The 12,729-nt window shown below is 61.6% G+C and carries 11 protein-coding genes and 1 pseudogene; 8 read left to right on the forward strand and 4 right to left on the reverse strand.

Features of this window, described 5'->3' with window-relative positions:
* The 3 genes and pseudogenes from BLX41_RS33600 to ychF form a co-directional block, all read left to right on the forward strand.
* A pseudogene (locus tag BLX41_RS33600) lies at window positions 1-322 on the forward strand (50S ribosomal protein L25/general stress protein Ctc); the annotation flags it as partial.
* A gap of 168 nt (window positions 323-490) precedes the next feature.
* The gene (gene pth / locus BLX41_RS10565) at window positions 491-1,075 is read left to right on the forward strand and encodes an aminoacyl-tRNA hydrolase (RefSeq protein WP_123724826.1); all 585 of its coding nucleotides are present in this window, start codon (window positions 491-493) and stop codon (window positions 1,073-1,075) included.
* Between the two features lie 23 nt (window positions 1,076-1,098).
* The gene (ychF, locus tag BLX41_RS10570) at window positions 1,099-2,199 is read left to right on the forward strand and encodes a redox-regulated ATPase YchF (protein WP_065365190.1); all 1,101 of its coding nucleotides are present in this window, start codon (window positions 1,099-1,101) and stop codon (window positions 2,197-2,199) included.
* Between the two features lie 58 nt (window positions 2,200-2,257).
* On the opposite strand, the gene BLX41_RS10575 is transcribed toward ychF, so the two are convergent.
* Entirely contained in the window at window positions 2,258-4,312 is a 2,055-nt protein-coding gene (locus tag BLX41_RS10575; protein WP_123724827.1) for a TonB-dependent receptor domain-containing protein, read from the reverse strand.
* Window positions 4,313-4,500: 188 nt separating this feature from the next.
* Window positions 4,501-5,688, reverse strand: coding sequence for a 4-hydroxybenzoate 3-monooxygenase (gene pobA, locus BLX41_RS10580; protein WP_123724828.1), 1,188 nt, complete (start codon window positions 5,686-5,688; stop codon window positions 4,501-4,503).
* Between the two features lie 192 nt (window positions 5,689-5,880).
* Between pobA and BLX41_RS10585 the strand changes: the two genes are divergently transcribed.
* Entirely contained in the window at window positions 5,881-6,765 is an 885-nt protein-coding gene (locus BLX41_RS10585; protein ID WP_123724829.1) for a helix-turn-helix domain-containing protein, read from the forward strand.
* A gap of 74 nt (window positions 6,766-6,839) precedes the next feature.
* Here BLX41_RS10585 and BLX41_RS10590 read toward each other — a convergent pair whose 3' ends face one another.
* Entirely contained in the window at window positions 6,840-8,057 is a 1,218-nt protein-coding gene (locus BLX41_RS10590; protein WP_123724830.1) for an MFS transporter, read from the reverse strand.
* Between the two features lie 87 nt (window positions 8,058-8,144).
* On the reverse strand, window positions 8,145-9,053 hold the full coding sequence (locus tag BLX41_RS10595) for a LysR substrate-binding domain-containing protein (protein ID WP_123724831.1): 909 nt from the start codon (window positions 9,051-9,053) through the stop codon (window positions 8,145-8,147).
* Window positions 9,054-9,279: 226 nt separating this feature from the next.
* Here BLX41_RS10595 and BLX41_RS10600 point away from each other — a divergent pair, with 226 nt between their 5' ends.
* From BLX41_RS10600 to BLX41_RS35030, 4 genes are all read left to right on the forward strand, one after another.
* Window positions 9,280-10,398: an ABC transporter ATP-binding protein gene (locus BLX41_RS10600; protein WP_072442495.1), complete on the forward strand. Its 1,119-nt coding sequence runs from the start codon at window positions 9,280-9,282 to the stop codon at window positions 10,396-10,398.
* 15 nt (window positions 10,399-10,413) lie between these two features.
* Complete coding sequence (locus BLX41_RS10605; RefSeq protein WP_011063420.1) at window positions 10,414-11,334, forward strand: ABC transporter permease; 921 nt, start codon at window positions 10,414-10,416, stop codon at window positions 11,332-11,334.
* Window positions 11,331-12,140, forward strand: a complete 810-nt coding sequence (locus tag BLX41_RS10610) for an ABC transporter permease (protein ID WP_019095032.1) — start codon at window positions 11,331-11,333, stop codon at window positions 12,138-12,140. Before BLX41_RS10605 ends, BLX41_RS10610 begins: the two co-directional genes overlap by 4 nt.
* Window positions 12,141-12,167: 27 nt before the next feature.
* A partial coding sequence (locus tag BLX41_RS35030; protein ID WP_259744663.1) for an extracellular solute-binding protein occupies window positions 12,168-12,729 on the forward strand: 562 nt, incomplete at its 3' end.

Raw genomic sequence — 12,729 nt, forward strand, 5'->3', positions numbered from 1 at the left:
CTTCGTTCGCGTAGTTGCTGGTCAGAAACTGACCGCCATGGTTCCAGTGCACCTGATCAACGAAGCAGCACCGATCAAGAAAGGCGGCGAGATCTTCCGCGCAGCCACCGAGATCGAAGTTTCCTGCCTGCCGAAAGACCTGCCTGAGTTCATCGAAGTCGACATGGCTGAGACCGACATCGGCACCGTGATCCACCTGTCCAACCTCACCGCTCCTAAAGGCGTTGAGTTTGTTGCTCTGGCACACGGCAACGACCTGGCAGTAGCCAACGTCTACGCACCACGTGTTGCTTCTGAGAAAGAAGAAGGCGCAGCAGAGTAATTCACTCTGACGCCGGAGTTGAGCGGAACACATCGCGGACTGGAACGTAGCGAGAAAGCGGGCGAGAACGCGAAGTTTGCCGCAAGGCAACCAAGCTCTTGTCGTCCCCTTTCGCCGTAGCACCGGTTGCGGCGATGTTATCCACCACTCCAAAGAAGGGCCCCTATCGTGACTGCCATCAAACTGATCGTTGGCCTGGGTAATCCAGGCGCCGAATACGAACAGACCCGGCATAACGCAGGGGCCCTTTTTGTTGAGCGCATCGCCGAAAAACAAGGTGTCAACCTTGTCGCCGATCGCAAATATTTCGGCCTGACCGGGCGCTTCAGTCACCAGGGTCAGGACATTCGTCTGCTGATTCCCACCACCTACATGAACCGCAGCGGCCAGGCCGTGGCGGCGCTTGCCGGCTTCTTCCGCATCAAGCCGGAAGAGATCCTGGTGGCCCACGACGAACTCGACTTGCCACCCGGCGTCGCCAAGTTCAAGACCGGCGGCGGGCATGGCGGGCACAACGGCCTGCGGGACATCATCGCGCAGCTCGGTAATCAGAATACCTTTCACCGCCTGCGGCTCGGCATCGGCCACCCGGGTGTTGCCAGTATGGTTTCAAACTTTGTCCTGGGTCGTGCGCCACGCGCCGAACAGGAAAAACTCGATGCCAGCATCGATTTTGCCCTCGGCGTGCTGCCGGATATCTTCGCCGGTGAATGGAACCGCGCGATGAAAAACCTGCACAGCCAGAAGGCCTGACTCTACTCCTAGGGGAATACACCATGGGATTCAATTGCGGCATCGTCGGCCTGCCTAACGTCGGCAAGTCCACCCTGTTCAACGCCCTGACCAAATCCGGGATCGCGGCCGAGAACTTCCCCTTCTGCACCATCGAGCCCAACAGCGGCATCGTGCCGATGCCCGACCCGCGCCTGGACGCCCTGGCCGCCATCGTCGTGCCTGAGCGCGTGCTGCCGACCACCATGGAGTTCGTCGATATCGCCGGCCTGGTCGCCGGAGCCTCGAAAGGTGAAGGCCTGGGTAACAAGTTCCTGGCCAACATCCGCGAAACCGATGCCATCGCCCACGTGGTCCGCTGCTTCGAAGACGACAACGTGATCCACGTGTCCAACAGCGTCGATCCCAAGCGCGACATCGAAATCATCGACCTGGAACTGATCTTTGCCGACCTCGACAGCTGCGAGAAGCAACTGCAGAAAGTCGCCCGCAACGCCAAGGGCGGTGACAAGGATGCCGTGGCCCAGAAAGCCCTGCTGGAGCAGTTGATCGCCCACTTCACCGAAGGCAAGCCGGCCCGCAGCCTGATGAAGGACATGAGCAGCGATGAGAAGCTGATCATCCGCGGCTTCCACCTGCTGACCACCAAGCCGGTGATGTACATCGCCAACGTTGCCGAAGACGGCTTCGAGAACAACCCCCTGCTGGACGTGGTCAAGGCCATTGCCGAGGAAGAAGGCGCGATCGTGGTGCCGGTGTGCAACAAGATCGAGGCGGAAATCGCCGAGCTCGATGACGGCGAAGAAAAGGACATGTTCCTTGAAGCCCTGGGCCTGGAAGAACCCGGCCTGAATCGGGTAATCCGTGCCGGCTACGAAATGCTCAACCTGCAGACCTACTTCACCGCCGGTGTGAAGGAAGTTCGCGCCTGGACCGTGCGTGTCGGCGCCACCGCGCCACAAGCCGCCGCCGTGATCCACACCGACTTCGAGAAAGGCTTCATCCGCGCCGAAGTCATCGCCTACAACGACTTCATCCAGTTCAAGGGTGAAGCCGGAGCCAAGGAAGCCGGTAAATGGCGCCTGGAAGGCAAGGAATACATCGTCAAGGACGGCGACGTGATGCACTTCCGCTTCAACGTGTGATCCCCTTCAGCCCCATTGCCTGGCAATGGGGCTGATTCCCCCGCTACATCCAGCGGCCTCAGAAGTAAGTGGTCGCCCCCGCGAAGAACGCCCGTCCGGGCACATAGAAGTTGGTCGATCCGTCCCGCAGGTCCTTGTCCATCAGGTTTTGTACCCCACCGTTCAAGGTCAGCCACTTGGTCAACGCCAGGTTCGCCGTCAAGTCATAGGTGGTGTAGGACTGCACGAAATCATTGCCCACGCCCCGCTGCTTGCCGACGTGCTGCGCCGACAGTTCGGTACTCAAACGGTCGTTGACCTGCCAGTCCAACGCACTGAACGCCGACAGTTTGGGTGAGCTGATCAAATCCTCGCCGGTGGACAGGTTCTTGCTTTCCAGCATGTAGGTGGCGTTGGTGCGCCACGTCACGGAGTCGCCCAGCGGAACCCGAGTGGTGCCTTCCCAGCCACGGGTGCGGGCCTTGTCGACGTTTTCCAGCATGGTCCACCAGCGGCCCTGGTACTGGCCCAACGGACCGTATTCGATCTTGTCGGTGAAGTCGGTGTGGAAGTAGGTCAGGCCGGCTTCCCAGCCGTCATGATCGAACGACACACCCATTTCCTTGTTGGTGCTGGTTTCCGGCATCAGGTTCGGATTGCCAGCCATCCAGCAACTGCCGGTGACATAGCCCAACGGACGCAAGGAACCACAACCACGGCCACCGGATTCAGTCGCCGCTCCCGCACTGCCTTCCTTCAGGCTCGGCGCACGAAAGCCCTTGGAAACACCGCCACGCACGGTCCAGTCCGGGTGCGGGTGATAAACCACATAAGCCCGCGGACTGTTGTGGTTACCGTACTTGTCGCTGTGGTCGAAACGGTTGCCCAGGGTCAGGGACAGGTTGTCCAGCAGGAACAGCTCATCCTCGATAAAGGCCGCCGAGTAATCGCCCTTCAAGGTCGAGCCATTGACCGGCGTGCCCTGGTAATCCACCGGTACGGTGCCCAGGGTACTGGTGTTGGTCAGCTCCTCGCGCTTCCATTGCCCGCCCAGCGTCAGGCGCTGATCCACCAGCAGCTCGAAGGGCAGATTGAGACTGCCCTCGACAATCTTCTCCTCGGAGTTGGCTTTGCCCCTATCCAGGTCGTTGCGGTACTTGTTCAGGTAGGCATCGAGCTTCGTGGTACCAAAGCTCCAGTCACCGGTGTGGGACAGGATGTAGCTATCGCGAGTCAGTCGGCTGGGGCCGAAGGCGCCACCAATGGTCTCGTCCCAATCACCAAAGGTCTTTTTTGATGCCCAGGAACGCTCAACGCCATGCACCGCCTCGAAGGACAGGCTCTGCTCCTCGTTGATCTGCCAGTCCAGCAGTGCATTGAAACTCTGGTCCTTGGAACCGCCCGCGCCGTCGTCGTACATGAAATCGCCTTGGGCATCGCGCCGCGCCTCGACCTCATCCGCCGCCCGACGCGTGACGTTGGCCCCCAGGCGCAACCCCAGGGATTCGGTCAATGGGCCCGACGCATTCACGCTGTACTGAGTGGTCTGGCCGCGATCGGAGTCCTTGGGCACGGTGATGTTGGTGCTGGCCGAACCGGTCCAGGTCCGCGAGACCTTGCGGGTGATGATGTTGATCACCCCGCCCATGGCGTCCGAGCCATAGAGTGACGACATCGGCCCACGCACGATCTCGATGCGCTCGATCATGTTCGGCGAGATCCAGTTCAGATCCTGGCGCGCCAGGTCGCGGCGATAGCTCAGGTCACTGGAGCTGCCGACACGTTTGCCGTCCACCAGGATCAACGTGTATTTGTCGTCCAGGCCCCGCAACTTGATCTTCGACTGCTCGCCCACCGGGCCGAAACCACCGGTCACTCCCGGCACCCGGCGCAACAACGTATTGAGGTCATAGACCGGCTGGCGTTCGATTTCCTCACGGGTGATGACACTGACACTGGCCGGAGCATCCTTGAGATCCGTGGCGCCGCCAGTGGCGGTGACGAAGGCGGTGTCCAGTTCCAACGGCGCCGGTTTGACCTCTTCTGAGGCCTCGCCGGCCTGCGCCAGCGGAGCCAGCAGGCCGACACCGGCGCTGAGCAGAAGCGAATTGAACAGGCAGGAGCTGACTTTCATTACAAACGATCCTTGTCGATGCAATGCACCTTGGTGGTGCATCAAGGGAGAGGGGATCGAAGTGTAATGCTAATAAATATCATTTAGAAATAGGAATGTTTCTCGACCGACACATTTCGGCCCTTGCCTGGCTGCAAACACTGCCCTGAAACCACCTCCTATGCGCAGGCGGTTCCAAGGCCGATGGTTCAGCAGATTTCTTCGTAAGGCAGGCCCACATAGTTCTCGGCAATGTTCACCAGGCCCGCGTGGGAATTGAGGAAATACTCCCGATCGGCCTGCTGCATCTTGTGGTCCCAGGCGTCCTGGTGCTCGCCGAAATCGTGCAGCAGGTTGGTCATGAACCAGCTGAAACGCTCGCCCTTCCAGACCCGTCGCAAGGCCAGCTCGGAGTATTTCTCCAGCAGGTCGCGGCGCCCTTCGCGATAGACCTTGACCAGGATGCGATACAGGTAACACACATCGGACGCCGCCAGGTTCAGGCCCTTGGCCCCGGTCGGCGGAACGATATGGGCCGCGTCCCCCACCAGGAACAACTTGCCGTATTGCATCGGCTCCACCACATAGCTGCGCAATGGCGCGATGCTTTTCTCCAGGGACGGTCCGGTGATCAGATCGTCCGCTACCTGCGCCGGCAAGCGGGCCTTGAGCTCATTCCAGAAGCGCTCATCGGACCAATCTTCGACCTTGTCGGTCAGTGGCACTTGCAGGTAATAGCGGCTGCGGGTCAGCGAGCGCTGGCTGCACAGCACAAAGCCACGATCGTGCTGGCCATAGATCAGCTCATGGTTGACCGGCGGCGTATCGGACAACAGTCCAAGCCAGCCGAAGGGGTACTCGCGCTCGTAGTGAGTCAGCACATCCTCGGGAATGCTCTTGCGCGCCACGCCATGAAAACCGTCGCAGCCGGCGATGTAGTCACAATCGATGCGATGCAGCTGGCCGTCCTTTTCATAGGTGATGTAGGGCTGTGCGCCCTTCATGTCATGGGGCTGCACCTGATTTGCCGAGTAGATGATCGGTGCTCCGCTGGCGGCGCGCGCCTCCATCAGATCGCGAGTGACTTCGGTCTGGCCATAGACCATCACCGTCTTGCCGCCGGTCAGGGCCTTGAGGTCGATGCGCACACGCTTACCGCCCATCAACAACTCCACCCCTTCGTGAACCAGGCCTTCGGCGTCCATGCGCTGCGCCACTCCAGCCTCGCGCAGCATGTCTACCGTGCCTTGCTCCAGCACGCCGGCGCGAATGCGGCCCAGTACGTAGTCCGGAGTCTGGCGCTCGACAATCACCGTGTCGATGCCGGCCTTGTGCAGCAGTTGGCCCAGCAGAAGGCCGGAAGGTCCGGCGCCAATAATCGCAACCTGAGTTTTCATTGCTGTCGTCTCATTAGGGCATTCCAGTCACCGCGCAGGCGAAATCCGGAATTTATGGTTATTGTTGTACCCCTGCATTTTTGCCGACAAAAACCGTAATAAATGGTGATTTACCAGCGTAAAAATGCACTTTTGATAACAGCGTTCGATTATCGAGCATTCCTACGCCGCACATCCGCAGGGTCGCGCCCAATGAAAGCCAACCGTTCCAGCATCCCGGTGTTCAAGCTCTATGGTGAGAACCAGGCTTGGCCGACCCCGGACCTGCTGCACTGCGAATCCATCCCCAAGCGCAGTAGCCTGCACCATTGGGAAATCAAGCCGCACCGCCATGCCGACCTCTATCAACTGCTCTACGTGCAAAGCGGCCAGGCCCTGGTGGACGTCGAAGGACGGCGCGAGGAAGTGCGCGAGGCGGCGATCCAGGTGGTTCCGCCGTTGATGGTCCATGGCTTTCAGTTTTCCGAAAATATCGAGGGCTACGTATTGACCCTCGGAGCCCCGCTGGTGGCTCAGTTGGAAAGCCAGCTGGGCGCACCGCTGGCAGTGCTGGCCGCTGCCGGCTGCTATCCGGTGGGCCGTGACCGGCGCAGCCTCAACAGCCTGTTCAAGACCCTGCTGGAGGAATACGAAGGCAGCGCCTCGGCACGGGACCTGTTGCTGCATTCACTGGTCAACGTGCTGCTGGTATGGATCAGTCGTCGCCGTCAGCAGAACGTAGCGCCGAGCAATCGCAGCGAGCGCAATCAACAGCTGCTGGGGCACTTCATCAAGCTGGTGGAGCAGCACTACCAGGAGCATCCCACGGTTGAATCCCTGGCCCACCGCATCGGCCTGTCCAGCGTGCACCTCAATACCCTGTGCCGGGAACTGGCCGGACAGACCGCACTGCAGATCCTCCACCAGCGCCTGATGCTGGAGGCCAAGCGCGGTTTGATCTACACCAACATCAGCATCAGCCAGCTCTCGGACAACCTGGGTTTCAGCGACCCCACCTACTTCTCACGCTTCTTCAAGCGCCTCAGCGGCCAATCGCCCAACGCCTTCCGCCAGGGCACCGGCTCCCAGGACGGCTAAAGCACTCCGAAATGCAAAACGCCCGAGGCCAAAGCCTCGGGCGTTTTTTCATCAACCACTCACACAGGCGGCTTTCAGGCTTTCCTAGTGCGCGGCAGGAAGATCGCCAGCACCCCGAACAACGGCAGGAACGAGCACAGGTAGTACACGTATTCGATACCGTGGATGTCCGCCAGGTGCCCCAGCAGCGCCGCGCCGATCCCGCCAAAACCGAACATCAGGCCGAAAAACACCCCGGCGATCATGCCGACGTTACCCGGCACCAGTTCCTGGGCGTAGACCACGATGGCGGAGAACGCCGAGGCCAGGATAAAACCGATCACCACGCTGAGGACGCTGGTCCAGAACAGGTCGACATGGGGCAGCAACAGGGTGAACGGCGCCACCCCGAGGATCGAGAACCAGATCACTGCCTTGCGCCCGATCTTGTCGCCAATCGGCCCGCCGAAGAAAGTCCCCGCCGCCACAGCACCCAGGAACAGGAACAGATGCAGTTGCGAGCTGGCCACCGACAGGTCGAATTTCTCGATCAGGTAGAAGGTGAAGTAGCTGGTGAAGCTGGCCATGTAGAAATACTTGGAAAACACCAGCAGCCCAAGGACCACCAGGGCGCTGATCACCCGATTCCTCGACAGGCCATGGGTCGCCGCCTGGCCCTGCTTGAGCTTGTAGAGGCGCAGATGGTTGGCGTACCAGCGGCTGATGGCGTAGAGCACTGCCAGGGCAAATAGCGCAAACAGGCCGAACCAGGCCACATTGCCCTGACCGTAGGGAATGATGATGGCCGCGGCCAGCAAGGGGCCGAAGGCGGTGCCGGCATTGCCACCGACCTGAAAGCTCGACTGGGCCAGGCCATAGCGCCCGCCAGAGGCCAGCCGCGCGACTCGTGAAGCCTCCGGATGGAAGGTCGAGGAGCCAATGCCGATCAATGCAGCTGCCAGCAGGATCAAGGGAAAGCTGCCGACCTGGGACATCATCATGATGCCGATCAGGGTGCAGATCATTCCCGCCGGCAGCAGGAACGGTTGAGGCCGGCGGTCGGTGTAGTAACCCACCCAAGGCTGCAACAGGGACGCGGTGAGCTGGAAGGTCAGGGTAATCAGGCCGACCTGGGTGAACGTCAGGCCGTAGCTGTCCTTGAGCATCGGGTAGATCGCCGGCAGCACTGCCTGGATCAGGTCGTTGATCAGGTGGGCCAGGGCCACCGCACCGATGATGCGCAGGACCAGGGGACTGCTTTGCGAAGCCGGGGAAGCCGTCGCGGCGACGCTCGGGGAATTGCTGCTAGCCATAAAATTTTCCGTACAACGGGTGGGTGCACAGGGGCAGGTGCGTCAATGTGCCATTTTTTAGTGCGCCTGCGCCATCCCATTAGCTTGCTAACGACTCACTATCCGCGCCTCGGGGAAATCCGCTTCAAGCTCGGCCTTGAGCCATTGGATGAACCACTCGACATCCTCCGACCATTCAGTGGCCGGGGTCAGCACACGGTAGCTTTCCAGCTTCACCTGATCCTCCAGCACCCGTACCAGGGTGCCGGCCTTGAGCTCCTCGCGCACCAGCACTTCATTGGCCAGGGCGATACCGCCACCGCTTTCAGCCACCGACAGCGCATGATCGTTGTTCACGTAGATCAGGTCGGACGTGAGCTGGATATCCAGGCCATTGGCGGCGAACCACAGGTTCCACCATTCGCCGTCATCGAAGTGGATCAGTTCGTGGCGGGCCAGGTCCGCCGGCTCGTGAATCGCCTCGATGCTGGCCAGGTAGGCCGGGCTGCAAATGGGAAACACCCGGGGGCAGATCAGGCTGACCCGGGACTCGGTGTATTGCCCGTCCAGGCCGTAGGCGATGCCCAGGTCGCTGGTCTTGGCGTCCACTTCGGTAAAGGTCGAGTTCGGCTCAATGGCGAACTTCAAACCCGGACGCACATGCCGCAGCGCCTCCAGGCGCGGGGTCAGCCAGCGCTTGGCGAACCCCGGCACGACCATGATCCGCAGCCAGCGCTCGGCGGCCCTGGGCTGCACCTCGCGCCCGGCTTCGATGATCAATTGCAGGGCGGCGGCGATCTTGCGGTGGTACTTCTCCCCCGCCGGGGTCAGGTTCACGCCGCGGGACGTGCGTTCGAACAGTTGCACCCCGAGCCAGTCCTCCAGCAGCTTCACGTGGCGGCCGATGGCCGGCTGGGTCACATGCAAGGCCCTTGAGGCTTCGACATAGCTGCCAAGACGGGCGGCGGCATCAAAAGCACGCACTGCATTCAACGGTGGCAAACGCTGCTCGACCATGATTTCGCCCGCCCCTTGCTATTAAATTTTTTAACAGCCGGTATGTTAAAATTGATGTTTCGCCCCCGCAACCCCTCACTGATAATCAGCCCCAGCAGAACCCGGTAAAACCCGCGCAAAGCCTGCAAAGACAAGCTTTCCACGCACCCGACACATTTCGATCCTGCCCAAGAAAAACAAGATCCATGGCCTGCACGACAGCTCATGGGGGAATCGGAGGTAAGGCATGAATGCCCTACATGCGCTGCAAACGCTGGCGGTGTCCATCCGTTCAGTGCGCAAGGTCTACGGCGATCCACACAGCGGCCCGGTGGCCCTGAAGAACATCGACCTGGATATCCGCGACAACGAATTCTTCACCCTTCTCGGCCCCTCGGGCTGTGGCAAGACCACCCTCTTGCGGATGATCGCCGGGTTCGAGTTCCCGACCCAGGGCGAGATCCTTCTCTATGGCGAGAACATCGCCGACCGGCCGCCCTTCGAGCGCCCGGTGAACACGGTGTTCCAGCATTACGCACTGTTCCCCCACATGACCCTGGCCGAGAACCTGGCCTTCGGCCTGGAATCGCGCCCTATGGGCCAGGTATTGAGCAAGGCGCAGATCGCCGAGCGGGTGCGCGAGATGCTGGCCCTGGTGCAGATGGAGCGCTTTGCGGCGCGCAAGCCCAACCAGCTGTCCGGCGGCCAGCAGCAACGCATCGCCCTGGCCCGAGCCCTGGCCCCCCACCCCAAGGTACTGCTGCTGGACGAGCCGCTGTCGGCCCTGGACCTCAAGCTGCGCCAGGCCATGCGCGAAGAACTCAAGGCCATCCAGGCCAAGACCGGTATCACCTTCATCTTCGTCACCCACGACCAGGAAGAAGCCCTGACCCTGTCCGACCGCATCGCCGTGCTCTCCGAAGGCGAAGTGCAACAGGTGGGTCGCCCGGAAGAAATCTACGAGCAGCCGCGCAATCGCTTCGTCGCCGACTTCATCGGTGAAACCAACTTCATCCAGGCCACGGTCAGCCGTGTCGAAGCGGGCCTGGCCTGGTTCAGCGGGCCCGCCGGGCAGGCGCTGCCGGCGCAACCCTGCACCACCGCCAAGGTCGGCCAGCAGGTCACCCTGTCGGTGCGCCCCGAGCGCTTGCACCTGCGCGGTGATGCCTCGCAAGGCGCCCTGGCGTGCCGCATCGAAGCGCTGATCTACCTGGGCACCGACCTGCAATACCAGGTCAGCCTCGGCGACGGCACGCGCCTCACCGTGCGCACGCCCAACAGCCTCGAACACCACCCGCGTCTGAGCGTAGGCAGCAGCGCCGGGCTGCTGTTCGAACGCGGCAGCGCCAGCGTCCTGCTGGATTGACCACGAGGATTCGCCATGCACGCTTCTTCGATTTCCCAACACCTGGAACGGCGCAAGGCCCTGCGCAGCTTTCTCGGGGTCAGCCCGGCCCTGGTCGCCATCGGCCTGTTCCTGATCGTGCCAATCCTTATCGTCATCGGCTATTCGTTGATGGAAGCCAACCCCTACGGCGGGGTGAACAAGGTCTTCAGCAGCGACGCCTACACCTCCCTGCTGTTCGAACGGCAACTGGACGACAGCCTGGCCTTCGCCGACTCCTACCTGCTGATCGCCCTGCGCTCGATCGGCATCGCCGGGCTGACCACGGTGATCACCCTGCTGATCGGTTTTCCGGTAGCGGTGTGGCTGGCCATGCAGCCAGTGCGGCGCCGCGGCCTGCTGATCTTCCTGATCACCGTGCCGTTCTGGGCCAACCTGCTGATCCGCACCTACGCCTGGATCCTGCTGCTGCGCAACACCGGGGTGATCAACAACAGCCTGATGGGCCTGGGGGTCATCCACGAGCCGTTGCAGTTGCTGTACACCGACGGTGCGGTGCTGCTGGGGCTGGTCTACACCTACGCGCCCTTCGTGGTGCTGCCGATCTACGCCACCCTGGAAAAGATGGACACCCGCCTGCTGGAAGCGGCCCAGGACCTCTACGCCGGACGCATTCGGACCCTGCGCAAGGTGGTGCTGCCCATTGCCAAGCCGGGAATTTTCGCCGGGGCGATCCTGACTTTCGTGCCCTGCCTGGGGGCGATGATCGCCCCGGAACTGCTGGGGGGCGGCACCCGGATGATGCTTGGCAACCTGATCTTCCGGCAGTTCAGCGATGCCCGTAACTGGCCCTTCGGCGCAGCCCTGTCGCTGGTGCTGATGGCCGCGGTGATGCTGGTACTGACCGTCTACGCCCTGCGCGCCCAGCGCCAGAAAACCCTTCAGGAGGGTGCATGATGATCCGCCTGTTCAAGCGCAAAGGCCTCGGTGTCCAGGACTTTCCCGGCTTCGGCGGTTTCAGCTTCCTGTTCTACCTGTACCTCTACGCGCCGATCCTGGTGCTGGTGGTGTTCTCCTTCAACGCCAACCAGTCGGCCACGGTGTGGAGCGGCTTCAGCCTCGACTGGTACCGCGCGGCGTTCGCCAACCAGGCCCTGCGCCAGGCGGCAGGCAACAGCCTGCTGATCGCCGTGTGCGCCAGCATGGCGGCCACCGCCATCGCCACCCTGGCGGCCCTGGGCACCTCACGCGGGGCGAAGTTCAAGGGCCTGCAACTGTCCATGGGCGCCATCATGCTGCCCCTGGTGCTACCGGAAATCGTCGTCGGCGTGGCCACCCTGGCGCTGTTCTCTACCCTGGGGCTGTCCCTGGGCTACGGCAACCTGATCATCGCCCACACGGTGTTCTGCATACCCTTCGCCTATTTGCCGATCCGCGCCCGCCTCAACGACATGGACCTGTCCCTGGAACACGCCGCGGCGGACCTGTACGCCGGCCCCTGGCGCACCTTCCGCAAGGTGACCCTGCCGCTGCTGATGCCGGGGATCGTCTCCGGGCTGATGCTGGCCTTCATCGTCTCCCTGGATAACTTCGTGATCTCGATGATGGTGTCCCAGGCCGGCACCACCACCCTGCCGATCTTCATCTTCGGCCTGTTGCGCATGGGCGTGACACCCGACGTCAACGCCGTGTCGACGCTGATCCTCGGCGTCTCGGTGCTGTTCGTCAGCCTCTCTTATCTGCTGAGCAAGAAACACGCTTGAACCTTCCACTGACCTTGGGGAAATGACATGAGCAAGTTGATCGCAAGCCTGGGTACCTCGTTGTTGCTGAGCCTGCCACTGGCGGTGCAGGCCGCCGAGAAACTCAACGTCGTGAGCTGGAGCGGCTACTTTTCGCCGGAAATTCTCGCCAAGTTCCAGAAGCAGACCGGTATCGAGGTCACGGTGGACTCCTACGATTCCAACGAAACCCTGCTGGCCAAGCTGAAACAGGGCGGCACCGGTTATGACGTGGCGATCCCCTCCCACCAGTTCATCCCGATCCTGATCAAGGAGCAGTTGCTCGAGCGCTTCGACCCGGCCAAGCAGCCCTATTACGCCAGCGTGGTCGACAACCTGAAGAACCCGACCTGGGACCCGGAAGGCGCTTACTCGGTGCCCTTCATCTGGGGCACCACCAGCGTGGTGCTCAACGGCGAACGCTACAAAGGCCCGAGCGACAGTTACAAGGTGCTCTACGAGCCGCCAGCGGAGCTGCAGGGGCGGATCAACATGTTCGACTCGGTGAGCGAAGTGATCGATATGGCCAGCCTGTACCTGAACATTCCGCTGTGCAGCGAAGACCCCAAGC

Source organism: Pseudomonas protegens, from assembly GCF_003732485.1.
In the GTDB taxonomy this organism is placed as follows: Bacteria; Pseudomonadota; Gammaproteobacteria; order Pseudomonadales; family Pseudomonadaceae; genus Aquipseudomonas; species Aquipseudomonas protegens_B.

What these genes read in the sequence shown, in the direction of transcription:
- pobA (WP_123724828.1), bottom strand. Translation starts at nt 5,688, where the DNA reads ATGAAAACTCAGGTTGCGATTATTGGCGCCGGACCTTCCGGCCTTCTG.
- BLX41_RS10595 (WP_123724831.1), bottom strand. Translation starts at nt 9,053, where the DNA reads ATGGTCGAGCAGCGTTTGCCACCGTTGAATGCAGTGCGTGCTTTTGAT.
- BLX41_RS10585 (WP_123724829.1), top strand. Translation starts at nt 5,881, where the DNA reads ATGAAAGCCAACCGTTCCAGCATCCCGGTGTTCAAGCTCTATGGTGAG.
- BLX41_RS10605 (WP_011063420.1), top strand. Translation starts at nt 10,414, where the DNA reads ATGCACGCTTCTTCGATTTCCCAACACCTGGAACGGCGCAAGGCCCTG.
- ychF (WP_065365190.1), top strand. Translation starts at nt 1,099, where the DNA reads ATGGGATTCAATTGCGGCATCGTCGGCCTGCCTAACGTCGGCAAGTCC.
- BLX41_RS10575 (WP_123724827.1), bottom strand. Translation starts at nt 4,312, where the DNA reads ATGAAAGTCAGCTCCTGCCTGTTCAATTCGCTTCTGCTCAGCGCCGGT.
- BLX41_RS10590 (WP_123724830.1), bottom strand. Translation starts at nt 8,057, where the DNA reads ATGGCTAGCAGCAATTCCCCGAGCGTCGCCGCGACGGCTTCCCCGGCT.
- BLX41_RS10610 (WP_019095032.1), top strand. Translation starts at nt 11,331, where the DNA reads ATGATGATCCGCCTGTTCAAGCGCAAAGGCCTCGGTGTCCAGGACTTT.
- BLX41_RS10600 (WP_072442495.1), top strand. Translation starts at nt 9,280, where the DNA reads ATGAATGCCCTACATGCGCTGCAAACGCTGGCGGTGTCCATCCGTTCA.